General features: G+C 50.2%; 28 protein-coding genes and 1 pseudogene. 10 read left to right on the plus strand and 19 right to left on the minus strand.

Annotation, left to right across the window (positions count from 1 at the left end; all coding sequences use genetic code 11):
* Positions 1 to 10: 10 nt before the first annotated feature.
* Genes bioH through bioB form a run of 3 tightly spaced genes read right to left on the minus strand, consistent with a single transcriptional unit; the run spans position 11 to position 2,932 of the window.
* Positions 11 to 781 (minus strand): pimeloyl-ACP methyl ester esterase BioH, encoded by a 771-nt coding sequence (bioH, locus tag ACTNE6_RS16245; RefSeq protein ID WP_442497479.1) that lies wholly within the window; start codon positions 779 to 781, stop codon positions 11 to 13.
* Entirely contained in the window at positions 778 to 1,938 is a 1,161-nt protein-coding gene (gene bioF / locus ACTNE6_RS16250) for an 8-amino-7-oxononanoate synthase (RefSeq protein WP_442497480.1), read from the minus strand. The genes bioH and bioF overlap by 4 nt, the downstream gene beginning before the upstream one ends.
* Complete coding sequence (bioB, locus tag ACTNE6_RS16255; protein WP_442497481.1) at positions 1,931 to 2,932, minus strand: biotin synthase BioB; 1,002 nt, start codon at positions 2,930 to 2,932, stop codon at positions 1,931 to 1,933. Before bioB ends, bioF begins: the two co-directional genes overlap by 8 nt.
* 66 nt (positions 2,933 to 2,998) lie before the next feature.
* Between bioB and ACTNE6_RS16260 the strand changes: the two are divergent.
* Together ACTNE6_RS16260 and ACTNE6_RS16265 are read left to right on the plus strand one after the other, a co-directional pair.
* Positions 2,999 to 3,193: pseudogene (locus ACTNE6_RS16260) on the plus strand (double zinc ribbon domain-containing protein); the annotation flags it as partial.
* A 66-nt stretch (positions 3,194 to 3,259) separates the two neighbouring features.
* Positions 3,260 to 3,706 (plus strand): ComF family protein, encoded by a 447-nt coding sequence (locus tag ACTNE6_RS16265; protein ID WP_370526901.1) that lies wholly within the window; start codon positions 3,260 to 3,262, stop codon positions 3,704 to 3,706.
* Positions 3,707 to 3,722: 16 nt separating this feature from the next.
* Here ACTNE6_RS16265 and waaA read toward each other — a convergent pair whose 3' ends face one another.
* The 5 genes from waaA to rpsF form a co-directional block, all read right to left on the minus strand.
* Positions 3,723 to 4,997, minus strand: a complete 1,275-nt coding sequence (waaA, locus tag ACTNE6_RS16270; RefSeq protein ID WP_442497482.1) for a lipid IV(A) 3-deoxy-D-manno-octulosonic acid transferase — start codon at positions 4,995 to 4,997, stop codon at positions 3,723 to 3,725.
* 81 nt (positions 4,998 to 5,078) lie between these two features.
* Entirely contained in the window at positions 5,079 to 5,528 is a 450-nt protein-coding gene (gene rplI / locus ACTNE6_RS16275) for a 50S ribosomal protein L9 (RefSeq protein WP_194968496.1), read from the minus strand.
* A 45-nt stretch (positions 5,529 to 5,573) separates the two neighbouring features.
* Positions 5,574 to 6,422: a hypothetical protein gene (locus tag ACTNE6_RS16280; RefSeq protein ID WP_442497483.1), complete on the minus strand. Its 849-nt coding sequence runs from the start codon at positions 6,420 to 6,422 to the stop codon at positions 5,574 to 5,576.
* A gap of 63 nt (positions 6,423 to 6,485) precedes the next feature.
* A complete protein-coding gene (gene rpsR, locus ACTNE6_RS16285) occupies positions 6,486 to 6,713 on the minus strand; it encodes a 30S ribosomal protein S18 (RefSeq protein ID WP_194968495.1) in 228 nt (75 codons plus the stop codon).
* 29 nt (positions 6,714 to 6,742) lie between these two features.
* Positions 6,743 to 7,192 (minus strand): 30S ribosomal protein S6, encoded by a 450-nt coding sequence (gene rpsF, locus ACTNE6_RS16290; protein ID WP_194968494.1) that lies wholly within the window; start codon positions 7,190 to 7,192, stop codon positions 6,743 to 6,745.
* A 510-nt stretch (positions 7,193 to 7,702) separates the two neighbouring features.
* Between rpsF and ACTNE6_RS16295 the strand changes: the two genes are divergently transcribed.
* Positions 7,703 to 8,953: an HlyC/CorC family transporter gene (locus tag ACTNE6_RS16295; RefSeq protein WP_442497484.1), complete on the plus strand. Its 1,251-nt coding sequence runs from the start codon at positions 7,703 to 7,705 to the stop codon at positions 8,951 to 8,953.
* 108 nt (positions 8,954 to 9,061) lie between these two features.
* A complete protein-coding gene (locus ACTNE6_RS16300) occupies positions 9,062 to 9,697 on the plus strand; it encodes an FHA domain-containing protein (RefSeq protein ID WP_194968492.1) in 636 nt (211 codons plus the stop codon).
* Positions 9,698 to 9,757: 60 nt separating this feature from the next.
* Here ACTNE6_RS16300 and radA read toward each other — a convergent pair whose 3' ends face one another.
* From radA to ACTNE6_RS16315, 3 genes are all read right to left on the minus strand, one after another.
* On the minus strand, positions 9,758 to 11,134 hold the full coding sequence (gene radA / locus ACTNE6_RS16305) for a DNA repair protein RadA (protein ID WP_442497485.1): 1,377 nt from the start codon (positions 11,132 to 11,134) through the stop codon (positions 9,758 to 9,760).
* Between the two features lie 119 nt (positions 11,135 to 11,253).
* Positions 11,254 to 11,973: a M48 family metallopeptidase gene (locus tag ACTNE6_RS16310; protein ID WP_442499710.1), complete on the minus strand. Its 720-nt coding sequence runs from the start codon at positions 11,971 to 11,973 to the stop codon at positions 11,254 to 11,256.
* A gap of 348 nt (positions 11,974 to 12,321) precedes the next feature.
* Positions 12,322 to 12,717 (minus strand): group II truncated hemoglobin, encoded by a 396-nt coding sequence (locus tag ACTNE6_RS16315; protein ID WP_442499711.1) that lies wholly within the window; start codon positions 12,715 to 12,717, stop codon positions 12,322 to 12,324.
* A gap of 130 nt (positions 12,718 to 12,847) precedes the next feature.
* On the opposite strand from ACTNE6_RS16315, the gene ACTNE6_RS16320 reads away from it, so the two are divergent.
* The 3 genes from ACTNE6_RS16320 (at position 12,848) to ACTNE6_RS16330 (ending at position 14,863) form a co-directional block, all read left to right on the plus strand.
* Entirely contained in the window at positions 12,848 to 13,516 is a 669-nt protein-coding gene (locus ACTNE6_RS16320) for a Bax inhibitor-1/YccA family protein (RefSeq protein ID WP_331821235.1), read from the plus strand.
* The gene (locus tag ACTNE6_RS16325; RefSeq protein WP_442497486.1) at positions 13,503 to 14,171 is read left to right on the plus strand and encodes a hypothetical protein; all 669 of its coding nucleotides are present in this window, start codon (positions 13,503 to 13,505) and stop codon (positions 14,169 to 14,171) included. Before ACTNE6_RS16320 ends, ACTNE6_RS16325 begins: the two co-directional genes overlap by 14 nt.
* 314 nt (positions 14,172 to 14,485) lie before the next feature.
* On the plus strand, positions 14,486 to 14,863 hold the full coding sequence (locus tag ACTNE6_RS16330; protein WP_442497487.1) for an Hpt domain-containing protein: 378 nt from the start codon (positions 14,486 to 14,488) through the stop codon (positions 14,861 to 14,863).
* A gap of 49 nt (positions 14,864 to 14,912) precedes the next feature.
* On the opposite strand, the gene ACTNE6_RS16335 is transcribed toward ACTNE6_RS16330, so the two are convergent.
* The 6 genes from ACTNE6_RS16335 to adk all read right to left on the minus strand — a co-directional run bounded on the left by ACTNE6_RS16335 (position 14,913) and on the right by adk (position 22,526).
* Entirely contained in the window at positions 14,913 to 17,543 is a 2,631-nt protein-coding gene (locus ACTNE6_RS16335) for a FimV/HubP family polar landmark protein (protein WP_442497488.1), read from the minus strand.
* 68 nt (positions 17,544 to 17,611) lie between these two features.
* Entirely contained in the window at positions 17,612 to 18,634 is a 1,023-nt protein-coding gene (locus ACTNE6_RS16340; RefSeq protein ID WP_442497489.1) for an aspartate-semialdehyde dehydrogenase, read from the minus strand.
* Positions 18,635 to 18,637: 3 nt separating this feature from the next.
* Positions 18,638 to 19,723: a 3-isopropylmalate dehydrogenase gene (leuB, locus tag ACTNE6_RS16345; RefSeq protein WP_268119577.1), complete on the minus strand. Its 1,086-nt coding sequence runs from the start codon at positions 19,721 to 19,723 to the stop codon at positions 18,638 to 18,640.
* A 50-nt stretch (positions 19,724 to 19,773) separates the two neighbouring features.
* Positions 19,774 to 20,409 (minus strand): 3-isopropylmalate dehydratase small subunit, encoded by a 636-nt coding sequence (gene leuD, locus ACTNE6_RS16350; RefSeq protein WP_442497490.1) that lies wholly within the window; start codon positions 20,407 to 20,409, stop codon positions 19,774 to 19,776.
* A 1-nt stretch (position 20,410) separates the two neighbouring features.
* Positions 20,411 to 21,823 (minus strand): 3-isopropylmalate dehydratase large subunit, encoded by a 1,413-nt coding sequence (gene leuC / locus ACTNE6_RS16355; RefSeq protein WP_442497491.1) that lies wholly within the window; start codon positions 21,821 to 21,823, stop codon positions 20,411 to 20,413.
* Positions 21,824 to 21,887: 64 nt separating this feature from the next.
* Complete coding sequence (gene adk, locus ACTNE6_RS16360) at positions 21,888 to 22,526, minus strand: adenylate kinase (protein ID WP_434482812.1); 639 nt, start codon at positions 22,524 to 22,526, stop codon at positions 21,888 to 21,890.
* A 158-nt stretch (positions 22,527 to 22,684) separates the two neighbouring features.
* Between adk and ACTNE6_RS16365 the strand changes: the two genes are divergently transcribed.
* A complete protein-coding gene (locus tag ACTNE6_RS16365) occupies positions 22,685 to 23,140 on the plus strand; it encodes a CBS domain-containing protein (RefSeq protein ID WP_442497492.1) in 456 nt (151 codons plus the stop codon).
* Positions 23,140 to 23,703 carry a DUF1415 domain-containing protein gene (locus tag ACTNE6_RS16370; RefSeq protein WP_442497493.1) on the plus strand — a complete coding sequence of 188 codons (564 nt, stop codon included), beginning with the start codon at positions 23,140 to 23,142 and terminating at the stop codon, positions 23,701 to 23,703. The genes ACTNE6_RS16365 and ACTNE6_RS16370 overlap by 1 nt, the downstream gene beginning before the upstream one ends.
* 79 nt (positions 23,704 to 23,782) lie before the next feature.
* Here ACTNE6_RS16370 and ACTNE6_RS16375 read toward each other — a convergent pair whose 3' ends face one another.
* Complete coding sequence (locus tag ACTNE6_RS16375; RefSeq protein ID WP_442497494.1) at positions 23,783 to 24,562, minus strand: TPR end-of-group domain-containing protein; 780 nt, start codon at positions 24,560 to 24,562, stop codon at positions 23,783 to 23,785.
* 123 nt (positions 24,563 to 24,685) lie between these two features.
* Here ACTNE6_RS16375 and ACTNE6_RS16380 point away from each other — a divergent pair, with 123 nt between their 5' ends.
* Positions 24,686 to 24,982, plus strand: a complete 297-nt coding sequence (locus ACTNE6_RS16380; RefSeq protein ID WP_194968480.1) for a DUF2288 domain-containing protein — start codon at positions 24,686 to 24,688, stop codon at positions 24,980 to 24,982.
* Positions 24,983 to 24,985: 3 nt separating this feature from the next.
* Here the strand turns inward: ACTNE6_RS16380 and ACTNE6_RS16385 are convergent, their stop codons facing one another.
* Entirely contained in the window at positions 24,986 to 26,278 is a 1,293-nt protein-coding gene (locus ACTNE6_RS16385) for a DEAD/DEAH box helicase (RefSeq protein WP_442497495.1), read from the minus strand.
* Positions 26,279 to 26,499: the final 221 nt, after the last annotated feature.

Genomic DNA, 26,499 nt, shown 5'->3' on the forward strand with positions numbered 1-26,499 from the left:
GAAACAGCACTCATGCTTGACCAAGAAAACGTGAAACAACAGCCAGAACCTCTTGCTGGTGCGATAAAAACGGCACGTGACCGGCCTGTTCAATAATATTGACTTCGCAACCGGCATTCAGCTGTGATAACTGCCGACCGACTGCGACAGGAATCAGCATATCTTTGCCGCCCAATATGGCCGATACAGGGCATTTCAGCCTGGACAGGACCGGCCTGAGGTCCGACTGTTTCAAGATAGCCAGACCGCTCTGCAATACCTGCGAGTCCGGCATAGCGCATTCGTACACGGATTCTCTCAGCTCTTTCAATATAATCTTGCAATCCGCCAGGCCATTCACCTGCAGAGCCAGAAAACGTGATAAGGTCGCCTGACAATTATCATTCAAGCCATCGGCAAACGCATCCAGCAAACCCGCTTCCATGCCAGGCCAGGCTTCTGCTTGCATAAACAGCGGATTACCGGCCAGCAACACCAGCGAGCTAACGCGTTCGGGAAAGCGCTCGGCGATGTCGAGCACGACTGTCGCGCCCAAGGACCAGCCCAGCCAACTGCATGGCTGTTCGGGCAGCGAATTGACCAATGCAACGCTAATCTGCTCCAGTGTAAACGGACTGATTTTTTCGCTGCGCCCATGCCCCGGCAAATCGATGCAAGTGACTCGGCAATGCCGTGCCAGCGCCCTGGCAAAATCACGCCACACGCCGGAATGCATGGCCCAGCCGTGCACAAGCACAACCGGCGCGCCTTGGCCGAATGTTTCACTATGGAGTTTTATCATGGACGCAAGTTATCCAGTGCGGCAAGCAACCGGTCGACGTGTTGCTCTTCATGTTGCGCCGAGAAAGTCACACGCAACCTGGCGCTGCCCTGCGGCACGGTAGGCGGGCGTATCGCGCTGACCAGTAACCCTGCGTTCAGCAAGGCATTGCTGATGTCAACAGCGCGCTGACTGTCGCCTATTAAGACAGGCTGAATGGCCGAGGAAGACGGCATCAACTGCAGACCGAGCTGCTGTACACCTTGTCTGAAACGCTCGGACAACATTTTGAGCTTGTCCCGGCGCCAGCTTTCGGCCACGACTATTTTTAAGCTGGCCCTTGTCGCTTCGGCAACGGCCGCCGGCAATGCCGTCGTGTAAATGTAAGTCCGGGCTTTTTGGATCAGCGTTTCGATCAATACATCAGAGCCTGCCACGAAGGCGCCGAACGTGCCGAAGGCCTTGCCCAACGTACCGATCAGTATCGGCACATCGTCCTGGCCCAGGCCATAATAGTCAACGATGCCGCGGCCCTGCTCGCCAATCACGCCCAAGCCATGCGCATCGTCGACCATCAGCCAGGCATCATGACTTTTTGCCGTTTCCGACAATGACTGCAACGGCGCCAAATCGCCGTCCATGCTGAAGACGCCGTCTGTCACGACCAACTTGCGCCCTTTTGCTGTTGCGATATTGGCATTCAAATGACTGATGTCGCCATGGGCATAACGATTGAACCTGGCACCGGACAGCAAACCGCCATCCAGCAAGGAAGCATGGTTCAAGCGGTCTTCGAACACTGTATCGCCTCGTCCGATCAAGGCTGAAATAACGCCCATGTTCGCCATGTAACCAGTCGAAAACAATAAAGCCCTATCTCGACCGGTAAAGGCTGCCAACTCCTCCTCCAGAGCATGATGCGCGGCGCTGTGCCCGCAAATCAGATGCGCCGATCCGCTGCCAACCCCGTAACGATCAGCCCCTGCCTTAAACGCCTGCACCACGGCAGGATGATTGGCCAACCCCAGATAATCGTTACTGCAAAAATTCAGTACTTTCCTGCCGTCGATCTGCAGATGGATGCCTTGAGACGATTCTGTAATACGTCGCGAACGGTATAGTCCCTGCCCGGCAATGGCTTCGAGATTGCCGGGCAAAGCCGAGAATGCATCAGTCATTTGCGTAGCTGGAACCGCCTGAATGCAGGCCCAAACGCTCGAATAACCGGCGATCATGGTTGGTCATCGGGTTGTCGGTCGTCAATAATTTGTCGCCGTAAAAGATCGAGTTGGCGCCGGCCAGAAAACACAAAGCCTGCATTTCATCACTCATATTATTGCGGCCTGCCGACAGGCGCACGCGCGACTTAGGCATCATGATGCGTGCCACGGCGATGGTTCTGATGAAAATAAGCGGATCCAGCGCTTCGGTACCCATCAGCGGCGTTCCTTCGACCTGCACCAGCATATTAACCGGTACGCTTTCAGGATGTTTGGGCAGATTGGCCAGTTCTATCAGCAGCTTTGAGCGGTCGACGTCGCTTTCGCCCATACCGACGATACCGCCGCAACAGACATTAATGCCGGCCTCTCTGACGCGCGCCAACGTATCGAGCCGATCCTGATAAGTGCGTGTCGTGATAATCTCGGAATAATAATCTTCCGACGTATCCAGATTATGATTGTAGTAATCGAGTCCGCCCTCCTTCAGCCTCGCTGTCTGCGTATCGGTCAGCATGCCCAGCGTGACGCAGGTTTCCATGCCCAGCGCCTTGACACCCTGCACCATTTCGACCACGCGCTCGATGTCTCTGTCTTTCGGCTGGCGCCAAGCCGCGCCCATGCAGAACCGGGATGCACCCTGCTCCTTGGCTTTTTGGGCGGCTTTCAAAACAACCTCAACCGGCATTAGCGCTTCGGGCGTCAAATCCGAATCATAGCGCGCGCTTTGCGGGCAATAACCGCAATCTTCCGAGCATGAACCGGTTTTAATGCTCAGCAGACTGCTCACCTGAATCTCATTCGGATCGAAGTTCTCTCTATGAATCGTCTGTGCTTTAAAAATCAGATCATTAAACGGTAACGCATAAAGCGCTTGAACTTCATCCAATTGCCAGTCATGACGAATGGTCGTCGACTGTTGGGTCGGGCTTATTGCAGGGCTTGCAGACATTCTGTTAATCTCCGGCTACATTATTATTTTAAGGAAGACAGTCACGGTACTTGTCAACCTATTCAAATGAAAATAGATTACAACTGGATCAATATTATACAGGATTACCTGCTTCCGCCTATCTGCATCTTATGCGGAAACGCTGGCTTTTCCTCTCGCGACCTCTGCCATTCCTGTTACCGGCATTTACACAGAAACGACCCGTGCTGTTATCGCTGTGCCCAGCCTTTTGAAACGCCGACGTCAATAACGGTTCTATGCGGCCGCTGCCAAAGCCGAACGCCGGCCTATGATCGAACTTACGCGCCATTCGTGCATCAGGGCGCCATGCGACACCTGATTACCTCGCTAAAATTTCATGCCCATTACAAGAATGCACGCCTGTTGGGCCAATTACTGGCGGAACATATCAAAGAGTCGGCGGAAAGGCCGGACTGCATCATGCCCGTACCGTTGCATAAAGCCCGCTACCGCCAGCGCGGATTTAACCAGTCTATTGAAATCGCCAGAACCGTCGCCCGTGAATTACAGCTGCCCGTCGATCTTTCGTCCTGCCAGAGACATCGCAATACGCCGCATCAAACCAGTTTGCTGGCCAAGCAGCGGCGTAAAAACCTGAAAAATGCCTTCTCGCTGATGAAGCCGATTCAGGTCAAACACATAGCCATTATCGATGATGTCATGACGACCGGCTCTACCGTCGATGAACTTGCCGCGCTATTGAAAAAAGCCGGAGCCAGTCGGGTTGACGTCTGGGCATGCGCCAGAGCCTGAATGGTGTTGAATGGATTCACCGCGCCACTTGAGTAATGGCCTGATCAAGCATGTCAGAGAGTTTGGCTTTCGCGCCCCGGTTCTGGCAGACAAATACTTTGGCTTTTTCAATTAACGACGCCCTATAGCCGGCATCTTCATATAGTGCATAGACGGCTCTGGCAACATCGTCTTTATTCTGGCATTGTATGGCCGCGCCTCGCTGCAGAATCCCTCCGGCAATCTCTTTAAAATTGGCCATAAAAGGTCCGAACATTACCGGCACGCCCACTGCAGCAGGCTCAAGCACATTATGTCCGCCTACCGCCACCATGCTGCCGCCGACAAACGCGACATCAGCGCTCGCATACAGCATCTTCAGCTCCCCCATGGTATCGGCCAGATATACATCAACGTCCTGATGACAGCTCTCATCGGATGTGCGCCTTATTACTGACAACTGCCGCAGCTTACACAATTTCTCGACTTCGCCGAAGCGCTCGGGATGTCTCGGCACCAGTACCAGCAACAACTCGGGGATTTGCAGCTTTATCTGTTTATAAATCTCAAGAAATATCGCTTCTTCATCTTTATGCGTGCTAGCAATAATCCAGACGAATCGACTCTTGAACAAATCCTCCTTTAGCTGCCGGCCCTGCTCTATCGTTTCATTGGCGATGTCAATGTCAAACTTGATATTGCCGGCGACAGTCACCTGCCGTTTTTCGGCGCCGATAGCAATGAATCGGTCCGCATCATCCTGGGTTTGCGCGGCAATTGATTTAACTTGCGCCAAGGCTGGATGAACCAGCGAGGGAATTTTTTGATAACCGCGCGCCGATTTTTCAGATAACCGGGCATTGATCATATAGAGCGGAATACCGTTTCTGCCGCAGCAGGCAAACAGATTGGGCCAGATTTCCGTCTCCACAATCACGGCGATGCCCGGTTTAAAGCAATGCATAAAACGATTGACAGCGTCGGGCGTATCATACGGCAGATAAACATGCTCAACCGTTTCCTGCAGCACCGCCTTGACACGTGCGGATCCGGTCGGCGTCGTGGTCGTTATTAAAAGTCGCGCATCAGGATGCAGAGTTTGTATTTGCCGGATTAACGGAAATAAGGCTTCAGCCTCGCCGACTGAAACGGCATGGAACCAGATGACGCCTGGCGCATAATGTTTAGGATAATAGGCAAACCGTTCGAGCCATCGATGGCGGTAGGCAGGCGCTTTGACACTCCGCCAAAGCAGGCGGCACAGTATAAAAGGGACGAGCAGGTAAAAAAGGAGTGAATAGAAAAAACGCATACTAGAAAGGCGCAAGGCTCAAGGCGCAAGGTTGAAAAGCCGTCGCTTCACCTTTTGCCTTGCACCTTTTGCCTTTAACTATTACGCTTCAGCAGCAATTTTGATAGGCATCGTTACGACGACATCGGTATGCAGGTTGATGTCGATGTCGTATTCGCCAACTTGACGAATAACGCCTTTCGGCATGCGCACTTCCTGCTTTTCAACCGCAACACCTGCTGCAGTGATCGCATCAGCGATATTGTGTGTACCGATAGAGCCGAACAGTTTGCCTTCGTCCCCCGCTTTGTGCGTAATGACGACTTCAAGCTTGCTCAGCGCATTCGCACGTGCTTGAGCGGCGGCCAATTTTTCAGCGGCGATTTTTTCAAGCTCTGCGCGGCGCGCTTCGAATTCAGCAATTTTCTTAGCCGTTGCAGCAACAGCCTTGCCTTGTGGAACCAGATAGTTTCTGCCATAGCCGGGTCTAACTGTGACTTTATCGCCCAGGTTACCCAAGTTTGCTATCTTTTCAAGAAGAATAACTTCCATCTTTTAATACCTCACCTTTCGGTTTTAGCTAATTATTTTTCGCCGTCAGGCGTTAGTTTGATTTGAAATTTTGTTTCGTAAGTTCATCCATGCGTCGCTTAAGCCCACTAAAGCCACGGGCAACATGGCATGGGGTATCAAAAACAATGTCAGATAAAACATCGGCACCAGATAGCGGCCGAGTTTCATCGAAGCAAAAACCGCATGCAGTACGGCCGTTCCGATACAGGTGTATAACACAAACAGCAAAATAGTCATATTCCAGGCAACCTCGGAGAGCGCTCCGGAACTTGCCCAGGCAACCGCTACAACGACTATACTGCCCATTGCCAGCCGGGGTTTCGTGTGCAGCGACAGAAACTCTTGCTTGAAGCCGCCGGGGTTATAAAGCACCGATTGCCACCAGCGCCCTAGAAACAGGCCAAACAACAAACCGAATACGGTTCCTGCTGCCGCCACTCCGGTCATATAATGAGACAGAACATCCAAAGTGCGTTGAATCTCATCAACAGGCATATTGGGTGGCACCATATGAGAAAGAGCCTCTTTCCACATGGCCGCAGGCTCCGCCTCATAGAGGTAGAAACCAACAACCCCGAGCACACCTATCAACACCGCAAATTCAACCGCCAGAGATAAATGACGCCCTTCTCTCAAGACGATTGAAATCAACCAGACAGGCAGCCACAACACCATGCTGTAAAGCAAGGCAAACTGGTAACTGCCTAACAGGAAGAGCCCCAGTAATGAGGCCGCCGCACTTGAACAGACTAAAACATACAAGCCTTCAAAAGCGCCCCGCCTCAATGTGACGAGAGCAACGGAGGCTGAACTTACTATACTTACCGGAGGCATAATCAGCGATAGCAATGCGAGGCTGGAAGCCACTATCATGGCTTGCAGCCGTCCCCGCATGATGTAAGCGGCTAAAAAGCTCACTGACGGCCCCGGTACTGATTATTTGTGAGCGTCGCAGAAAGGCAATAATGCAATAAAACGCGCGCGTTTAATTGCCACACCTAACTGTCTTTGATATTTAGCGCTGGTTCCTGTAATACGGCTAGGAACAATCTTGCCGGTTTCAGTAATATAATCGCTTAATAGATCCAGATCTTTATAATCGATCTGTGTGCCGTCGTCTGCGCTGAATCGGCAGAATTTTTTACGTCTTACATTGCGTGCCATAATAATCTCTTGTCCAAGTGTTAAAAGTTTTATTCAGAAGCGATTTCGTCAATGTCGAAACCTTCATCGTCCAGACTGACATCTTCGTCGCTGTCTTCTGCTGCCGCTTCTTTGGCTGCAGCATCTCTAGCTCTGGATTCAGCCGCTCTGCCTTCTTCAGCAGTTGCTGTGGCAATGGGGGATGGCGTAGTGATAGCTTCTTTTTGCAGCAAAGTCATGCTACGCAAAATGGCATCGTTAAAACGAAAGCCGCTTTCCAGCTCTTCCAATGTAGCTTGATCGCATTCAACATTCATTAACACATAATGAGCTTTATGAATTTTATTGATGGGATAAGCCAGATGCCTACGACCCCAGTCTTCCAAACGGTGGATTTTGCCGGCTGCGCCTTCGATAGTTGATCTATAACGATCAATCATCGCAGGAACCTGAGAACTTTGGTCGGGATGGACTAAAAAGACAATTTCATAATGTCGCATAATTTTTCCTTACGGTTTAAAGCCTTCCATCTCTCTTAATAAAATGGTAAAGCAAGGAGAGGCCGAATGCCTCAAAGAACCAACTATTATAGGGGCTTTTTAAAACATTGGAAAGGCCAAACACAAACATCAAGGCAAAAGTGAATCTAAACTGATTAAAAAATCAGCAATATTAATTTTTTATCGGCTTTAGTTTGCAGAAAACTTTCTCATTGCTTGAAGATTCTCAAGTAAGAGACTCAAACGACAAAACTGAACGATATTTATAGTATTGATGATCTTCGCAGCCATCAATGGCGCGAAAATCAGGATGCCATGAACAACTCGAAAAACGGACAGAAACCTGGCCAATGTTAAAATAACCTTAATTTTCAAAGTGTTTTATAACTTTTCTAAATAATTTAAAAATAAACGCAAGCATAAAGATCGCATTCAGCTTACATTCAGGCTTGACAAAAATTTCCCACTGTAGACACTAGAGGAGTTTTCACTACTCAGAGCAATCCTTCTTTGAACGACATACCCCTTAGTATGCTCTTTGGCATACTGGCTTTAATGCTTATTATTTCGGCTTTTTTCTCCGGTTCCGAAACGTCTCTAATGACCCTGAACCGTTACCGTTTGAAGCATTTAGTGAAGCTCAAGCATTCCGGCGCCATAAAAGCTCATCATTTGCTGCAAAGACCCGATCACCTAATCAGTCTGATTTTATTGGGCAACAACTTTGTCAACGTTGTTGCCTCATCAATAACAACAGTCATTGCCATCCGTTTATATGGCGAAAGCGAATCCAGCATTGCCATCGCCGCCGGGATTTTAACTATCGTGCTTCTCATTTTCTCAGAAGTTGCGCCGAAGACACTGGCTGCGGTCAAGCCTGAACTTCTCGCCTTTCCGGCGGCATGGGTCTTCACCCCTTTACTGAAGCTCTTCTATCCGATTGTATGGACCGTCAACCTGATTACCGGCCAGCTACTAAATTTGGTCGGCATCAATGTTAAAAAGCACAACCATGACCTGCTCAATAAAGAAGAATTGAAAAGCATCGTGGCTGAAGCAGAAAGCCTAATGCCTTCACGCTACCAGAAAATGCTGATGGGCATACTTGATCTTGAATCGGCGACGGTTGAAGACATCATGACGCCGCGCAATGAAATTGTCGGCATTGACCTCGAATTGCCGATCGAAGAGATCATCCGGCAGATCAAGGCCAGCCCGCACACCCGTCTGCCTGTTTATAAAAAAAGCATCGATAGAGTAATCGGTTTCCTGCATTTAAGGAAAATCCTCATGGTAGTCAATAATGAGGATTTTGACAAACAAACTATTATCAATCAGCTGATCAAGCCTTCTTTCATCCCGGAAAGCACCCCTGTGCATAAGCAGATCCACCGGTTTAAAATCGAGAAAATACGCATCGGGCTGGTTGTTGACGAGTACGGAGATGTGGAAGGACTCGTTACTCTGGACGATTTGCTGCAAGAAATAGTAGGCGAACTGATTACCGACGATGTCACCGTCAGAGAACAAAGCGACGGCAGTTTTCTGGTGGATGCCAACATTACTGTAAGAGAATTAAACCGTGTCACGCAATGGTCGCTACCGACTGAAGGCCCAAAGACTCTGAACGGACTTATCCTTGAGTTCATGGAAACCATCCCGGAGCCGGGCACCAGTATAAAATTACACGGCTATCCATTGGAAATTCTAAAGCGCGATGAAAATACCGTTAAATTGGTTAAGTTTCTGCCGCAAAAATAGACAGTTGCATTCATACCGATAAGTCCCATCAAAAAACTTGTGTTTTTTTGGCTAACTAAAAGAATCCGTCTATAATTAAAACCGTTTAGGAGTTAATTTACGGCAGCAATGGCAAGACTCACTGTTTTCTTTAAAGATAAAGCGATCCACTCAGACCTGTTTGAAAACGGCGTTATACATATTGGCCGCGATGAGACTAATGATTTAACTATCGATAGCCTCGCAGTGGCTCCGGCTCATGCGGCTCTTGTCATTCGCGACGGCAGTTGCATCATCAAGCAGTTGAATGATGATTTTCCATTAATCGTCAATCGTGTAAAAGTTAAAGAATGCCATCTCAATAACAATGACACGATTTCTGTCGGCAAGCATGACATCATCTACAATACAACTGAATCGGCATCAGAGCAGGTTCGACAGAACGCCGCAAGCAACAAGGACAACAAGCCAACTGATCATAAAACCGGCGCCCATCCACCCATAACTGCCGCTAATCTGCAGGTTATGGATGGCCCGAATATAGGCAAAATCCTGCTTTTGAAAAATGCAATGACGCGGCTTGGCCATAGCGGTAGCGGTCTGGTCGTCATATCGAGAAGAAAGGAAGGCTACTTCATCGCCGCACTGGAAAATAAGAGTCAGATCACAGTCAATAACCAACCTTTGGATGATAACTCCCTCAAACTGAGCAACAATGATGTAATCGTTATTGACGGTACAAGCCTGCAGTTCTTTTTGTGCTAAAGAGCCGGCAGACTAAATTACACAATAACCATAAACACAGCTATCCGCCTATCTTCACCATTAAAGATCCGAAAAAATTTCCAGTGCTTCGGAAACATGGGAAACCGCGTGGATCTCCAGTCCTTCAATCGGTTTTCTCGGCGCATTGGCTTTCGGAATAACCGCTTTTTTGAAACCGTGCTTTGCCGCGTCATTAAGGCGCGCATGACCGTTAGCAACAGGCCTGATCTCGCCATTAAGACCAATCTCGCCAAAAAAGAATGCATCATGCGGAATCACTTTATCCCTCAGGCTGGACACAATCCCGACGACAATAGCCAAATCAGAGCTTGTTTCCGTGACTTTGATGCCGCCGACCACATTGGCATAAATCTCGTCATTGCCGGTTAAAATGCCGCCGTGCCGCGCCAGTACAGCCAGCAGCATGGCAAGACGGTTCTGGTCGAAACCGACGGCCAGGCGCCGCGGATTGCCATACTGGCACTCAATAACCAGCGCCTGGATTTCCACCAGCAAAGGCCGCGTACCCTCCCAGAGCACGGTCACAACGCTGCCCGACGATGGTTTTTCGGCCCGGTTCAAAAACATGGCCGACGGATTCTTGACTTCCTTAAGCCCCGAACTGTCCATGGCGAAAAAACCCAGCTCGCCGACACTGCCAAACCGGTTTTTATCGGCCCTTAAAACCCTGAACCGGGCGTCATCCGTCGAAGCCAGAATCACCTGCGTATCGACGATATGGCTCAATGTCATGGGGCCAGCCAGCGACTGATCCTTGGTGACATGACCGACCATAAAGATGGACACATTGTGTTTTTTGGCGTACTGAGTCAGGTAGCTGGCTGACTCTCGAACCTGAGAAACTGATCCGGGTGCCGAGTCCGTATCCAGCGTATGCATAACCTGGATCGAATCGATCACCAGAATCTGCGGCTGCACTTCGTCCAGCACATCGCATATGCTTTGCACCGAAGTTTCGGCCAGCATCATGATGTTATCAACCGGCAGCTTGAGCCTGTGCGCTCTTTCGGCAATCTGTTGCAGCGACTCCTCACCGGAGACATACAGCACTTTCACGCCATCGTTGGCAATATTGGCAATAGCCTGCAGCAAGATAGTGCTCTTGCCGGCCCCTGGCGCGCCACCGATCAAAACCACACTGCCCCTGACAATCCCGCCGCCCAAAACGCGGTCAAACTCCGAAATCCGGGTGGAAATGCGTTCGGCCTGCGAAAGATTGATGTCAGACAACAATTTAACTTCCGACCGGCTTCCGGCGTAGCCTGCCATGCGGCCGGGACGACCGGAAGCCGCCGCCCCGAGCCTGACTTCCTTGACCGTATTCCATGCGCCGCAACTCGTGCATTGCCCCGCCCAACGCGGAAAATCCGCTCCGCACTGATCGCAAACAAACGCTATTTTGTTTTTTTTGCTCATGTTGATTAAGACGATATCAAAACCTAGAAAATACCGTCATCCTCGCTTATCAAATTATTTAGTGACTGCAATCCAGTTACCCTATTAGCTTCTCTGCCTGAGGAAGCTTGCGTTAGAAACTACAACCCCATCATCAGATGGCTGCCATGCTTTTTCAGCCAATGCCTTCGCTGCTGATAATCGGGCAAATGCTCGGCCACCAGCGCCCAGAAATGCCGGGAATGATTTTTAACCTGAATATGGCAAAGTTCATGAACAACCACATATTCCAGCACTTCAGGCGGAGCCATGATCAACAGCCAATTGATATTGATATCGTTGTGAATGCCGCAACTGCCCCAACGGCTCTTTTGGGTCTTGATCTTGATGGACCGCGGAAACAGCTGCCTTTTGTCAGCATGGGTGTTTACCAGCTGCTCCACATGCAGCTTTGATGTCGTCTTCATCCAGCGTATCAAGGCTTTTCTGATATCCTCGCCATGCTCCCTGGCAACCAGGGCCTCAGGGACATGAGCAACGAATGTATCCGAAAACTCTATTTTGACCCTTTTTAATGCTGAAGGTTTGACCGCCAATTGATACTGTTTTCCTTGAAAAGGGATGTCGACGCCATGTTTATAATCGGACGGCGCACGACGGCCAAACAGATGACTTTTGGCTTCCATGTTCGCCAAGGTCTGCACGATCCACTGCTGCTTTTCCAGAACAAATTGCTCAATGCGCAGCGGCGAAGCTTTCACGGGCGCTACAACTTCAACCTTGCCGGGTGTTACAACAATGCGTACTCTGGTGGCACGCTGACTGTGGCGAATGTGATAAGAAAAAGGTAGATTAAAAATAACAGCTCTCTAATACAACAAATTATTCTATTTTCCTTAATTTAAGCCCAGCCCCCAAATTGGCCAAGCTGAACCGTCAAAACGATTGCCCAGCGCCTTCGGCTTTAGCCTGCCATGAATTGGCGCTGTCAGACTTGTAAACAAGCAACATGATGGAGTAATCCTACCCTATCATCTATGCCGACAGCCAGAAATTCAAGCGGTGTCATCCAATAATTTTCAGCACTCAATGTAGCATACCATTGACAAATATAGTATCCATATTAACCCGTTTGAGCTCTTTATCTGGATGAAGTTATTGGGATAAAGAGCGGCTAGCCTTGTGCGTTCTGCATGGATCAGCTGATTTTATTCATGCTGATTAATCATATGAGTAGCCAATTGTTGTAGAGCCTGGCTTAGATTTTCCCTGAAAACGGCATCCATGGGCATTTCGTTTAACGCCTTATTCATGCATAACATCCATTGATCTCTTTCAGATGGCCCTATGGCAAAAGGAAAATGCCGTTGCCGCAAACGTGGATGTCCATACTGCTGGATAAACAGATCAGGACCGCCCAGCCAGCCCGATAGGAACTTGAACAACTTATCGCGGGCCCCTGACAGGCTTTTTGCATGCATGGCCCTAATGCCGGCCGCCTCCGGCATCGTATCCATAAAAAAATAAAAACGATCGACTAGACTTAATAACGCTTTTTCACCGCCGATAAACTCATAAGGCGTCTTCTGTATAATTTCTGTCATCATTTAACTCTAAAATTACTGCGCTTAAGCCCATATTTTACTCAATTTTTGTTACCAACATCTCGAAACTCTTGTAAGATTTAAAGGTCTTTCTGTTTTGTTAACCTTTTGTTTGAGGAATCTGAATAAAATGAGATTAAATACCGCTGTTTCCCGTCCGGAAGCCAGTATTCTGGCGACCAATAAAATGCTGAAAAACACCTATCTGTTATTGTCAATGACATTGCTTTTCAGCGCGTTGATTGCCGGTGTTTCGATGTATATGAATCTGCCCCACCCCGGCATGATCATCACCTTAGTGGGCTATTTCGGCTTGTTGTTCCTGACTGAAAAATTCAAGAACAGCGGCTTGGGTCTGGTTTTTGTCTTTGCATTGACCGGTTTCATGGGCTTAACGCTGGGCCCTATCTTGAACATGTACCTGCATGCCTTCAGCAACGGTCATGAGCTGATCATGACTGCATTAGGCGGAACCGGCGTCATCTTTTTAGGCCTGTCAGGCTACGCCTTAACCACGCGCAAGGATTTCAGCTTTCTGGGCGGCTTCCTGATGGTCGGCATATTGGTAGCGTTTCTGGCCGGTATTGGCGCAATGGTCTTCTCCATGCCTGGTCTATCCCTGGCTGTATCGTCCATGTTTATTCTGCTGATGTCCGGCATGATCCTGTTCCAGACCAGCGCCATCATACACGGCGGTGAAACCAACTATATTTCCGCCACCGTATCGCTGTACGTCTCCATCTACAACCTGTTCCTAAGCTTGTTGCAACTGCTGGGTGTTTTCGGTGGCGACGACTAAAGTGTCCCTTGCCGCCCTTATCCAGGGTGCGAAGCAAAGTCCGGCTTATCTGGCCGGACTTTTTATTTTGTTGTTACTTGCAGGCTGTCAGACTGCGAAAACGCCCGATGAGGTAACGGCGGCATTCTGGGAAGCCTTGATAGACGGCAACCTTAAGACCGCCAAAACCTATGCCACGCCGGCAAGCCGCGATCTGATCGAAAAAGAGCCGTATCTCGAAGATGCGTCAGTGGAAACTGGCCAAATATCCATCGATGGCCCTACCTCGTCGGTAGAGACCATCGTTACCTTGGCAAGCAATGGAGAAACCGGCAAGTCCTTAACTTTTAACACCGTTCTGGCAAAGGAACACGATAAATGGCTGATTGACTACCGGCAAACTCTGATTAATATTTCTAGCCTGCCATTCAATGTTATTCTCAGGAGCTTGCAGGAGATTGGTGACGTCTTGCACAAACAGCTGGAACGGCAACTCCCGTTTATTGAAAAGCAAGTCGAGTCTTTCGGTCTGGAGCTGGAAAGACAACTCCCACTGATTAAAAAACAAATTGAGTCTTTAGGCCAGGAACTGGAAAAGCAACTGGATGAATTCGGGCGTCAATTGGAAAAACCAAGGCCGCCAGACAAGCAATCGCCTCATCCCGGAGCAATTTAGCCACAATACCTATTGCATTCACAGCCCGCAGGCGGACCAATTAAGCCGCCTCGTCATGAGCCGTACGCTTAATAATTCTGATACTAGCGCAGCCTCGCACCTCACAGATGAAGTTAAACATATCGATTCACCCAGATAACGAATCTGTGCAACAGTCAGCCAGTGCCATTGAATTTGTTTCAGTACGCCGTTAGACTGTTGGTTATATCTCACAGGCCAGCACACGAGATATAACAACTACGAAGAATCTGAGGCTTAAGAAATACTCATCAGAAAACCATCACTATTTTTAATGCAATCTACCCAAATCCATTATGATGCTATCCACAAAGCAGGCCGCCAGTTATATCAAGATCCTGCTGGATAAAACACGCGGCAATCATTCTCTTGCTTTAACCATTTTTAAGAAACTATTTGAAGAGCTTCCTGAACAAATCGATGCCATCAAGGATGCACTGGATAGCCAACAGTACTCAGTTGCCCAGCAAATCACCCATAAATTGCATGGCTCGGCAAGTTTTTGCGGCTTAAACGATATACAAGAACCGGCATGCACTCTGGAAAGCAATTTATTGAATCATGATTACGAGTCAGCTAATCGGCATTTCCAAGTATTGCGGCGATGCGTCCTGAATTTTACCAGTCATCAGACTGCCATAATCGCCGAGCTTGTCGATAATTCAAGACAATAAAAAAGCCCTTAACGGGCTTTTTTATTGTGGCAAGACTGGCAGGATAGGATTATTTCAACTCATCAAGCAATTCCAGCGCCACCTTTCTCTGCTCCGACGAGCCTTTTTCATATACCTCATCAGCAATATCCCTGGCCGCCTCGGCATCGCCCATATCAAAATAAGCTTTTGCCAGATCCAGCTTGGTCGCCCATTCGTCCATATCGGACAACTCGGAAACATAAGACTCGCCGTCCTTCCCTTCTGAAACCGGCATATCCAGATCAAAATTGAACTCAAAATCATCGTGGGCATCCTTATCCGCATCCGCTGAATTATCGACAGTAAAATCGAAATCCTGGAAATTTAAAGTTGCATCATTATCGTCCAGAGTAATTAAATCAAATTCACCGTCCTCTTTTGCTTCGGTTTCATTTGACTTGAAATCAAACGATTCAATTTCCTGCTCACGTGCATCGTCTATGCTTTCGCCAAGTGATTCTGCGCCGGCCGAGTCTTGTGCTAATAGATTTAAATCAAAATCAAGACTGCCATTATTTCCATGATCGTCTTCAACTTCAAGAGCCGTCATGTCAAAATCCAATACAGCATCCTTGTATTCGGCGGCTTCCTGATCAGAAGAAACGTCAAAAGCCATCGCATCGGAATTTGACAGTTTATCCTCTGTCTCGATTACATCTTGAGCTGGTGATGAATCAAACTCAAACATCTCAAAATCCATTTCACCGACATCGTCCGATTCCGCGGTATCAACGTTATGCGCCTCTGTGAAATCGACATGCCTGTTTTCTTCAACGACTGCACTTTCATTCAAGACAGGCTCAGAAGAAAACAGCGCGGAATCAGGGCAGATTTCACTACCCATCTCAACAACTTTTGCCCAGAAATCAGGCTCATCTTTTTTTCCTGCCGCTGCCAATTCGCTGGCATAAGTCTCAAAAGCCTGTTTATTTTCATTAGAATAGAAAATTTCCAGCAATTTCAACATGCATTCATCACGGTCCGGCTGCTCTTTAATGGCATGCCGCATGAGTTCTTCCGCTTGTTGATATCTGCCATAGGCCAGATAAACATCGGCTTCGGAAATCGGGTCAATTTCATTCTGATCCGTGTCGAATGCGCCAAAATCACTGGGCGTGAACTCGCTTAAGAAAGAACTTTCGCCAACTGTGCCGACATTATAGGCCATGCTGTCATCAACAATCGGCACAGAGAGATTTTCAGAAGTCTCCGTTCTGTTCCTCCAGCTGGACGATGCGAACATGCTCTCCGCGCTCATTTCCTCATCAATCTTGCGTTTACGCCACCATAGCCAACCCAGCAAGGATAAAACGCCAACCCCCATGCCACCAACGGCCAGATAATAATTATCGGACTCAGGCTCCGGATGAACAACCGGCTTAGGCTTAGGCTCAGGTGCTGGCTGAGCCGCCGGCTTGGCTGACTCAACAGCGGCCGGCGGCTGCGCAGGCCGTTGCTGTGCAGCCGGGCTTGCAGGTTGATTCTGCAATGAGGCAAGCTGTTCATCTTTTAACGCCAGCAATCTTTGCGTCTCAGCCAGCTGATTTTCAAGCTCAGCCAATTTTTGTTGGGCCGCCGCATCGGTTGCCGCTGCCCCGCTCGTGCCTGTAGGGGCAGCCGCCGTCTCAACCTTCGTCTGTTGTGCGTCAGTTGCTGATTTATCGGCTGTAGGCTGATCGCTTTTTGCAGCGATTGCCACATTTTCTGTCACTGTTGCCTCGGTCGGCGCAATCAGTTTTAAATGATTATCGCCGGCCGTTTCCTTAGCCGCATCTGCCGAAACAGAAGCTGGCTTCTCAACAGAAGCAGCCTTCTCCACCGGTGCCGGTTTTTCAGCAGGAACAGCTTTCTCGACAGGAGCTGGCGCATCGGCGCGATTTTTCCAAGCCTCTTTTTGCCGGTTGAATTCAGCCAAGGCATCCTTCCTGGACAACTTCAGAATGGCCTCTTTTTCCGGAATTTTCAGTTTTTTCCCGGCGATCAAGGCGTTTACATTCTGTTTATAGAATGCAGCAGGATTTTGCTGATACAACGCCACCATCATCTGTTCCATGGACACATCACGATGATTGTTCACGCGCTTGGCTACCTTCCAGAGCGAGTCATTCCTATTGACGATGACATACCCTTTCTCAATGCCTGCAGTACGCTGCGGTCCTGCCTGTGGTCTTGGCGCCTGTTGACGTTGAGGGGTAATATCTTGCTCCGGCTCGTAAGGCTCGTAGCTTTCGATGCGCGTCGAGACAGGGATCGTGGCTTGGCTATAAGCGGCAGGAGGATCCACCAGTACGGTAAATTCCCGATATAGATTGCCTTTAGGCCAGCTTACTTCGAGCAGCAGATCCAGAACGGGCTCTTTTAATGCTTCTCTTGAACTGAGCTTGATAACAACCGAACCATTAGAGCCAACAACCGGTTCAAATTTGATTTTTGACAGGAAATACGACCACGGTACTCCTGCTTCATCAAATTTATCAGGTGGGGCCAAATTTACTTTGATATCAGCAGCGTTTTCACCTGCCGAAACAACCAAAGGGATCTCAGCATTCAGATTCTGATTAAGGGCTGAGTGCAATTTAATATCGCCAATCCCTAACGGATGAGCACCAACTGGCGCCAGTAATGAAACAACCGCTAAAGTTTTAGTTAAATTGCGCACATTGCCTCCTCCACAAATATTTACCACAGTCTCTTACCGTGAACAATCAAATTACAGATAAGCTTAGACTAGATGTAATTTTTTACCAGCACTTCTGCAATTTGCACGCTATTTAATGCGGCTCCTTTGCGGACATTGTCGCCAACAACCCATAAATCGATTCCCTGAGGATGCGAGATGTCTTCTCTGATGCGGCCGACGAACACATCATCGTGGCCTGACGAATCGGTCACTGCCGTCGGATAGCTGCCGTCCTTGCGCTCATCAATCACTTTGACGCCTGGCGCCTTTTCAAGCAGCGCCCTGACGGTCGCGACATCGATTTTCTTGTGTGTTTCGATATGCACGGCTTCGGAATGGCCGTAAAAAACCGGCACCCGCACTGCCGTGGCATTGACCCTGACGCTGTCATCGCCGAGAATCTTGCGCGTTTCCCACACCATTTTCATCTCTTCCTTGGTATAGCCGTTGTCCTGGAAGACATCGATTTGCGGCAATACATTGAAGGCGATCTGTTTCGGGTAAACATTGGACTCAGCAGGCTTGCCGTTCAGCAATTGCGCTGTCTGCTTGGCCAGCTCCTCGATAGCGTCCTTGCCGGTGCCAGAAACGGCCTGATACGTGCAGACGTTGATCCTGTCGATGCCGACCGCATCGTAAATCGGCTTCAGCGCCACCAGCATTTGAATCGTCGAGCAGTTTGGATTCGCGATGATGCCGCGGTTCTTGTATTCGGCGATTTTTTCAGGATTCACTTCGGGCACGACCAGCGGAATATCGTCGTCGTAACGGAACTCTGACGTGTTATCGATTACGACACAGCCGGCAGCGGCCGCTTTCGGCGCATAAATGGCCGATACCGAAGCGCCGGGTGAAAACAGGCCGATCTGCGCCTTAGAGAAATCAAACTCGGCCAGATCCTGCACCACCAAATTGCCGCCTTTGAATGGAATGCGCTTGCCGACCGAATTGCTACTCGCTAAGGCATACACTTCGCCGACCGGAAAATTGCGCTCTTCCAGAATGGACAGCATCGCTTCGCCGACCGCACCGGTCGCGCCCACGACTGCAACGTTATAAAGCTTGCTCATTGACTATGCTCCCGCTCTTAAAGCTGAAACCACGGCGTCACCCATCTGTGCCGTGCTGACTTTATTCATGCCTTCGGAATAAATATCGGCGGTACGAACCTTGGCATCCAGCGCAGCATTGACCGCTTTCTCGATACGGTCGGCCGCCTCGGCCTGATTAAAGGTGTAACGCAACATCATGCCGGCCGACAAAATGGTCGCCAGCGGATTGGCGATGCCTTTGCCGGCGATGTCAGGGGCTGAGCCGTGAATCGGCTCGTACATGCCTTTACCGTTCGCATCAAGCGAGGCAGACGGCAGCATGCCGATGGAACCGGTCAGCATGGAAGCCGCATCGGACAGGATATCGCCGAACATGTTGGTGGTCACAAGCACGTCGAACTGCTTAGGCGCGCGCACCAGCTGCATGGCCGCGTTATCGACATACATATGGCTGAGCGCGACATCGGGGTAGTCCTTGCCGACCTCGGTCACGACTTCACGCCACAGCTCGGTGCACTCGAGCACGTTGGCCTTGTCGACTGAGCACAGGCGGCGATTTCTTTTTTGTGCGATGCGGAATGCGGAATGGGCAATGCGGCGGATTTCCGATTCGCTGTAGACCAGCGTGTTGAATCCTTGACGTTCGCCGTTTTCAAGCATTCTGATGCCGCGCGGTTGACCGAAGTAAATGCCGCCGGTCAGTTCGCGCACGATCATGATATCGAGGCCTGCCACGACTTCCGGCTTCAAGGTGGAAGCATCGGCCAGTTGCGGATACAGAATGGCCGGACGAAGATTCGAGAACAGCTGCAATTCCGAACGTATTCCGAGCAGGCCTTTCTCAGGACGTACCGAAATATCCAGCGACTCCCATTTCGGGCCGCCGACCGCGCCCAACAGCACGGCATCGGCTTCTTTGGCCAGATCGAGCGTCTGTTGCGGGAAAGGCGTGCCGTGCACATCATAGGCTGCACCGCCGATCAAACCATTTTCAAAAACCAGCCCCAGATTCATCTCGGCATTCAGGCATTCCAGCACCTTAACCGCTTCCGCGACAATTTCAGGGCCTATGCCATCACCGGGCAACACTGCAATTTTCTTTGTCATTAACTTTAAAACCTTCTTTTTATATTATGAATACGTTTAAACCGTTGCCATTAGTCAGCAAACAGCCAAGGGGCTCTTTTCGCGCGCGCCGCTTCGTAAGCTTTAATCTCATCAGCCTGCTGTAAGGTCAAACCGATATCATCGAGGCCATTCAGCAAACGGTATTTGCGGTTTTCATCGACGTCAAAAGCAATTTCCCGACCGGATGGCGTTGTAATCTTCTGTGCAGCCAGATCAATAGTCAGCCGGTAGCCTTCCGTCAATTCATTGAACAGACTGTCGACCACGTCGGCCGGCAAGTGAATCGGCAGCAAACCATTCTTGAAGCAGTTGTTATAAAAGATGTCGGCGAAACTGGGCGCGATAATGGCCCGAAAGCCGTAATCTTCCAGCGCCCAGGGCGCATGCTCGCGAGAAGAGCCGCAACCGAAATTCTCGCGCGTCAGCAAAATCTCGGCGCCTTGGTATTCCGGCTTATTCAGAATGAAATCCTGGTTGAGCGGGCGATTTGTACAATCCATCCCCGGCTCGCCGTGATCCAGATAGCGCCATTCATCGAACAAATAGGGGCCGAAACCGGCACGCTGTATCGATTTCAGAAATTGCTTCGGAATGATCGCATCGGTATCGACATTGGCTCGATCCAGCGGTGCGACCAGCGCCGTGATTTTAGTAAAGGCTTTCATATTACTGACCCTCCCAGGTGCTGACATCGACAAAATGGCCGGCAATTGCCGCAGCGGCAGCCATCGCAGGGCTGACCAGATGCGTGCGGCCGCCGTAACCCTGTCTGCCTTCAAAATTACGGTTCGACGTTGATGCACAACGCTCGCCCGGTTCCAGTCGATCGGCATTCATGGCCAGACACATGGAGCAGCCCGGATCGCGCCATTCAAAGCCCGCTTCGATAAAAATCTTGTCTAGGCCTTCCGATTCCGCCTGACTTTTTACCAGACCGGAGCCCGGCACTACCAATGCCTGCCTGATGTTGCTGGCCACTTTCTTACCTTTGGCGACAGCAGCCGCGGCACGCAGGTCTTCAATGCGCGAATTGGTGCAGGAGCCGATAAAGACCTTGTCGAGCCTGATATCGGTAATGGCCTGGCCGGCCTTCAGATCCATATATTCGAGCGAACGGATCATGCTCTGCTGCTTGACCGGATTGGTTTCCAGCGCCGGATCGGGAATACTTTCGTCAACAGCCACGACCAGTTCCGGCGAAGTACCCCAAGTCACTTGCGGCTTGATAGTAGCCGCATCGATCTCGACCACTTTGTCGAACGCGGCATCGGGATCGGAATGCAGGCGCTGCCACATGCGTTCGGCCATAAACCAATCCGACCCTTTAGGTGAATAAGGCCGGTTGCGATAATAGTCGATCGTGACATCATCGACAGCAATCAGACCGGCGCGCGCACCGGCTTCTATGGCCATGTTGCAGACCGTCATGCGACCTTCCATTGACAGGGCGCGAATGGCGTTGCCCGCGAATTCGATCGTGTAACCGGTACCGCCGGCCGTGCCGATCCTGCCGATAATCGCCAGCACGATGTCTTTAGCCGTCACGCCGGGGCCGGTTTGGCCGTTCACGTTGATCAGCATGTTTTTAGCTTTCTTCTGGACCAGGCATTGCGTGGCCAGCACATGCTCGACTTCGGAGGTACCGATGCCGAAAGCCAGCGCGCCGGAAGCGCCGTGCGTGGAGGTGTGCGAATCGCCGCATACGACCGTCATGCCGGGCAAGGTTGCCCCTTGCTCGGGACCAACCACATGGACAATGCCCTGGCGCTCGTCGGCCATGTCAAATTCGGTAATGCCGAACTCGGCGCAGTTTTGGTCCAGCGTTTCAACTTGCAGATGCGAGACCGGATCAGCGATGCCTTTATGGCGGTCGGTCGTCGGCACGTTATGATCGGCCACGGCAAGATTGCGGGATTGCCGCCACGGCTTTCTGCCTTCCATCCTCAAACCTTCAAAAGCCTGCGGCGAAGTGACCTCGTGCAATAGTTGGCGGTCGATATAGATCAGCGAAGAACCGTCGTCCTGAGTACAAACGACGTGGTCTTCCCATAATTTGTCGTATAAAGTTTTACCTGGCATAACTCTCTGGTAGGGTTAAGCCGTCCGCCCGGACGGCTGTATTAATATGAAGTGTCCTGACTGTTCAGCCTAAAATCTCGAAAACCTTGGCAGTGATGTCTTCAACCGATCCAATGCCGCTGATCGATGCGAACTTGACCGGGCGGCCTTCGGCGGAATAATAGCCAACCAGCGGTTTGGTCTGTTCGTGATAAACGCTGAGGCGCTTACGCACGGTTTCTTCTTTGTCATCGTCACGCTGAATCAAAGGCTCACCGGTAATATCATCGGCGTTATCGACTTTGGGCGGATTGAATTCGATATGATAGGTACGACCTGAAGACGAGTGTACACGTCGGCCGGCCATGCGTTTGACGATTTCCTCATCGGCAACGACAATTTCAATGACGGTATCGATGGTCACGCCCATCGCTTCCAGCCCTTCGGCCTGGGCAATCGTGCGCGGAAAGCCGTCCAGCAGGAAACCATTGGCGCAGTCAGGTTGAGCTATGCGCTCTTTGATCAATCCTAAAATGATGTCGTCGGACACCAGGCCGCCGGCATCCATCACTTTCTTGGCTTCCAGGCCCAGAGGCGTGCCTGCCCGTACTGCCGCCCTGAGCATATCGCCGGTGGAAATCTGCGGAATGCCGTATTTTTCAGTGATAAACTGAGCTTGAGTTCCCTTGCCTGAACCGGGGCTCCCTAAAAGGATGATGCGCATAAATTCTCCAAATGTGCCGCCACAAAACCGAGCACTGATTTTATGGCCAGATAAAATTAGAATCGCCTATTTTATAACACAACCCATTAAATCTCTTGTAAAAATGCGCATGAATCCCTATTCTTGTCTGTAATCCTTATCTTTTAGGAGGAAATTCGATGCGCGTTAAAGAATTGATGACCTCAAAAGTATTTACCGTCGAACAACAGGACCTAATAGATCGGGCTTTTTTCCTGATTCACTACGAGAAAATCCGCCATTTGCCGGTCGTTAAAAAAGGCAAAGTGGTCGGCATGGTATCCGACCGCGACCTGTACAAGGCGCTCGGCCCCAAAAACAACCCCAACGTCATTGAAACGGGCGTTACCGAAATGCATGTGATTCCGAAAAAAGTGCAGAACATCATGCGCCGCGGCGTGTTGACCGTCACTCCTGACACCTATGCTTCGGAAGCTGCCGCCTTAATGGCTGATAACAAAGTCGGCGCACTGCCGGTCGTCAATAAGGACGACAAACTGGTAGGCATTTTGTCGACAACCGATATTCTCCGGGTGTTCTCAACAATCGAAAAAACCAATGAAAACCACGCGCAAACCATGAGCGGCAATGAATAATGCCTAAATTACTTACCGATCAGCAAGCCATCAGCACCACCCAGGCCTGGGTGAAATCATTCATCATCGACTACAGCATTTGCCCTTTCGCGAAACGCGAATGGGACCGCGGCAGCATTTATTACACGGTCAAACGCACTGCGGACATTGAATATTTGTTGGAGCAGCTGATACAGGAATGCGAGCGGCTGGACAGCGATGGCGTCATTGAAACCACGCTGCTGATTTACCCGGAGGCTTTCGTGACATTTGCTGATTATCTGGACTATCTGGACATCGCCGAACGTTTGCTGATCGAGCAGGGCTATGAAGGCATTTATCAGCTGGCGAGCTTTCATCCCGACTACTGCTTCGATGGCTCGGCGCCGGATGATCCCGCCAACTATACCAACCGCTCACCTTATCCGATGCTGCACCTGATACGGGAAGAAAGCATTGAGCGGGCCGTGGCCGCCTATCCGCATCCTGAAAATATTCCCGAGCGCAATATCGAACTGACGCGGCGTTTAGGCCTGGCCAAAATGCAGGCTTTGTTAGCGGCCTGCCATCAAGCGGGGCAATAAAGCACCGAAGCAGGCCGATAAAAAACAGCGCAGAAGGCGTAAGCGATGTCTTACGCCTTCTGCCGGGGTTCTGAAAAGATTATTTGGCTTCTTCGTCAGTAGAGGGGGATTCTTCCTTACTTGCTTCCTCTTCTGCAGGCGTCTCTTCCTTGGCAAGAGGTTCATGCCCCTCCATTCTAACCTCTTCTTCAACCGGAAGTTCTTCGCCGGCCTTAGTTTCAGGGGCCACAGGTTCTTCAGGTACCGCTTCTTTTTTTGCCCTCACCGCTTCCATGAACTCAACAAACCAGCCCTGTTCTCTGACAGCTGCGATATCCGGGTCATTCATTACGTCATCAACACTAGGCAAGCTGCCTCTATCTCTGGAATCCTCCAAGGCATTCAGACAAGCAGTTTCATCGCCGCGCAAGGCATAAATACAGGCCAGGTTATAGGAAGCCGATCCAGCCTGAATCGCATTGGCTTTTTCAAACTGTTCTTCAGCCATGTCATACAAGTGATCCTCGGGCTTGACGCCTTTAACGCGGGCCAGATCCATATACGCCACGCCACCATCTATGGCCGCGCCCAGGTAATAAGGCTCAAGCGTCAGGCAAAAAGCGAATTTCGATATGGCTTCCTGGTAAAGAGCGGCGGCTTCTTCGCCAGATTTCAGTTTGGCATGATGCAATAAGGCAAATCCCCAGTTGTACAAGGCTTCGGCCAGCATAGGATGGTCGCTTACGACTTCGGCATAGCCCTGATAGACCCTTTTAAACAATTGGTCAGCCTTGCCGGCTTCGCTTTTACGCGCCTCCGCTGTCTGTTTAATGGCTGAATTCAGCTTGGCTCTTTTTGCAAATGCTCCGAATAACGACATGCGCCTATCTCCTCATCTAGTGGGTTATAATTATGGTTATTGATACAGCAACCTTGCATTCTAATGTCCGGATTCAATGTGTCAATAAACACATGACTGAAACACAACCATGAGAGCGCTTTAATGAGTCACACTGAAACCGATCTGGCTAGGGAAAAAGTCAATCTGGAAACTTCGCAAATAGCCTGGAAAGAACTGCAACGCTTCTTCGCCAACGGCACGGCTGTCTATGTGGCGCCGGAATTAGATCTGGTTGAAGTGGCCTATCAGTTTTCAATGGATAACAAGGCTCAGGTCGAGCAATGGCTTCAAAACAACCAATTGGGCCTAGTATCGGATCAGCAGGCCCTCAGCTGGTTTGAAGCGGACGCTCAGGTTTGGTGCGTAGTGGTCAAGCCCTGGATATTGGTCCAGGGCTAGTGCTTATCGCGCGGCCCTGGCCTTGCCTCTTGGGCCTCTTCTAACTTCCTTGTCGGTACTGGCCCGGCGCCTGTCGATGCTTTTCTTGTGCCGATAATCCTTTTTACCGGTCGTTTTATTCGGCGCATTCTTTTTGGGCATATCGACAACCTTTAACGACACCGGTTCATAGCCGGTGTCGGCAACGCGCGGGATCTGGCGTTTCAGCAGTTTTTCTATTTCCGCCAACAGATAGGCTTCTTCAGGGCATACCAGCGACAACGCCTCGCCACTTGAGCCGGCGCGTCCGGTACGTCCGATACGGTGCACATAATCTTCGGCCACCTGCGGTAAATCAAAATTAACCACATGCGGCAACTGGTCGATATCGAGGCCGCGCGCGGCGATGTCGGTTGCAACCAGTACGGCGATCTTGCCGGCTTTAAAATACTCCAGCACCTTGTTGCGCGCGCCTTGCGTCTTATCGCCGTGCAGTGCTCCGGCGCGAATGCCGTCCTTTTGCAGTTGTTTTTCCAGCCTGTCTGCGCCATGTTTGGTTCGCACAAAAACCAGAACCTGCTTCCAGTTGCCGCTGCCGATCAGATAGGACAGCAACTCCCGTTTGTACTCGCGATTGATGCCATAAACCTTCTCTGTAATAGAGTCCGCCGTGGCATTTTGCCTTGCGACTTCAACTTCGACCGGATCATTCAGCACCGATGCAGCCAACGCTTTTATCTCGCTCGAATACGTGGCTGAAAACAGGAGATTCTGGCGGTCAGCAGGCACCCACGAAATAATCTTGCGGATATCGGGCATGAATCCCATGTCGAGCATGCGATCGGCCTCGTCGAGCACCAGCATTTCCACTTTCGACAAGTCGACGTTTTTCTGCTGTACATGATCGATCAAGCGGCCAGGCGTGGCGATGATGATATCGCACCCCCTACGCAAATTGCGCGTCTGCCAGTTGATGTTGACGCCGCCGTAAATCGCTTGTGCGTGAAGCGGCAAATATTTTCCGTAAGTTTTGACGCTCTCATAGACCTGAACGGCCAGTTCGCGGGTCGGCGTCAGGATCAGCGCACGCACAGGACGCGATTTTTGCGGGCGCATTGAATGCACCATTAAACGCTGCAGCAAAGGCAGCGTGAAACCCGCCGTTTTGCCGGTGCCTGTCTGAGCGCCAGCCAGCACATCGCGACCTTCCAGAATCAAAGGAATAGCCTGCTGCTGAACAGGTGTAGGTGTGGCATAGCCTTGATCGGCAACAGCTTTAAGGAGTTCCTCGGTTAAACCGAGTTGTTCAAATGACATTAGATACCTCTTAGTAAGAGAAAATGGTTTAGGTTCTGTCGACATTTCATAAAAATCCAACAAAATCTCTGCCCATCCTGAGCACAGATGAATAGCGGAACGAAACTAGCCGATAAAAACAATGAAATTTTTAACCAATAGTCGTTGAACGGATTTGAATTTCAAACGTTTTTTACACTGTTGGGAATATGAAGTAGGGAAGTTTTTTGCATACGGACTGC

The organism is Methylobacter sp. sgz302048, assembly GCF_052162025.1.
Classification (GTDB): Bacteria; Pseudomonadota; Gammaproteobacteria; order Methylococcales; family Methylomonadaceae; genus Methylobacter.

What these genes read in the sequence shown, in the direction of transcription:
- leuD (WP_442497490.1), bottom strand. Translation starts at nt 20,409, where the DNA reads ATGAAAGCCTTTACTAAAATCACGGCGCTGGTCGCACCGCTGGATCGA.
- rpsR (WP_194968495.1), bottom strand. Translation starts at nt 6,713, where the DNA reads ATGGCACGCAATGTAAGACGTAAAAAATTCTGCCGATTCAGCGCAGAC.
- ACTNE6_RS16300 (WP_194968492.1), top strand. Translation starts at nt 9,062, where the DNA reads ATGGCAAGACTCACTGTTTTCTTTAAAGATAAAGCGATCCACTCAGAC.
- ACTNE6_RS16370 (WP_442497493.1), top strand. Translation starts at nt 23,140, where the DNA reads ATGCCTAAATTACTTACCGATCAGCAAGCCATCAGCACCACCCAGGCC.
- bioF (WP_442497480.1), bottom strand. Translation starts at nt 1,938, where the DNA reads ATGACTGATGCATTCTCGGCTTTGCCCGGCAATCTCGAAGCCATTGCC.
- ACTNE6_RS16265 (WP_370526901.1), top strand. Translation starts at nt 3,260, where the DNA reads ATGCGACACCTGATTACCTCGCTAAAATTTCATGCCCATTACAAGAAT.
- ACTNE6_RS16365 (WP_442497492.1), top strand. Translation starts at nt 22,685, where the DNA reads ATGCGCGTTAAAGAATTGATGACCTCAAAAGTATTTACCGTCGAACAA.
- rpsF (WP_194968494.1), bottom strand. Translation starts at nt 7,192, where the DNA reads ATGCGACATTATGAAATTGTCTTTTTAGTCCATCCCGACCAAAGTTCT.
- ACTNE6_RS16340 (WP_442497489.1), bottom strand. Translation starts at nt 18,634, where the DNA reads ATGAGCAAGCTTTATAACGTTGCAGTCGTGGGCGCGACCGGTGCGGTC.
- ACTNE6_RS16315 (WP_442499711.1), bottom strand. Translation starts at nt 12,717, where the DNA reads ATGACAGAAATTATACAGAAGACGCCTTATGAGTTTATCGGCGGTGAA.
- waaA (WP_442497482.1), bottom strand. Translation starts at nt 4,997, where the DNA reads ATGCGTTTTTTCTATTCACTCCTTTTTTACCTGCTCGTCCCTTTTATA.
- ACTNE6_RS16280 (WP_442497483.1), bottom strand. Translation starts at nt 6,422, where the DNA reads ATGATAGTGGCTTCCAGCCTCGCATTGCTATCGCTGATTATGCCTCCG.
- leuC (WP_442497491.1), bottom strand. Translation starts at nt 21,823, where the DNA reads ATGCCAGGTAAAACTTTATACGACAAATTATGGGAAGACCACGTCGTT.
- bioH (WP_442497479.1), bottom strand. Translation starts at nt 781, where the DNA reads ATGATAAAACTCCATAGTGAAACATTCGGCCAAGGCGCGCCGGTTGTG.
- ACTNE6_RS16380 (WP_194968480.1), top strand. Translation starts at nt 24,686, where the DNA reads ATGAGTCACACTGAAACCGATCTGGCTAGGGAAAAAGTCAATCTGGAA.
- bioB (WP_442497481.1), bottom strand. Translation starts at nt 2,932, where the DNA reads ATGTCTGCAAGCCCTGCAATAAGCCCGACCCAACAGTCGACGACCATT.
- rplI (WP_194968496.1), bottom strand. Translation starts at nt 5,528, where the DNA reads ATGGAAGTTATTCTTCTTGAAAAGATAGCAAACTTGGGTAACCTGGGC.
- radA (WP_442497485.1), bottom strand. Translation starts at nt 11,134, where the DNA reads ATGAGCAAAAAAAACAAAATAGCGTTTGTTTGCGATCAGTGCGGAGCG.
- ACTNE6_RS16320 (WP_331821235.1), top strand. Translation starts at nt 12,848, where the DNA reads ATGAGATTAAATACCGCTGTTTCCCGTCCGGAAGCCAGTATTCTGGCG.
- leuB (WP_268119577.1), bottom strand. Translation starts at nt 19,723, where the DNA reads ATGACAAAGAAAATTGCAGTGTTGCCCGGTGATGGCATAGGCCCTGAA.
- ACTNE6_RS16385 (WP_442497495.1), bottom strand. Translation starts at nt 26,278, where the DNA reads ATGTCATTTGAACAACTCGGTTTAACCGAGGAACTCCTTAAAGCTGTT.
- adk (WP_434482812.1), bottom strand. Translation starts at nt 22,526, where the DNA reads ATGCGCATCATCCTTTTAGGGAGCCCCGGTTCAGGCAAGGGAACTCAA.
- ACTNE6_RS16375 (WP_442497494.1), bottom strand. Translation starts at nt 24,562, where the DNA reads ATGTCGTTATTCGGAGCATTTGCAAAAAGAGCCAAGCTGAATTCAGCC.
- ACTNE6_RS16330 (WP_442497487.1), top strand. Translation starts at nt 14,486, where the DNA reads ATGATGCTATCCACAAAGCAGGCCGCCAGTTATATCAAGATCCTGCTG.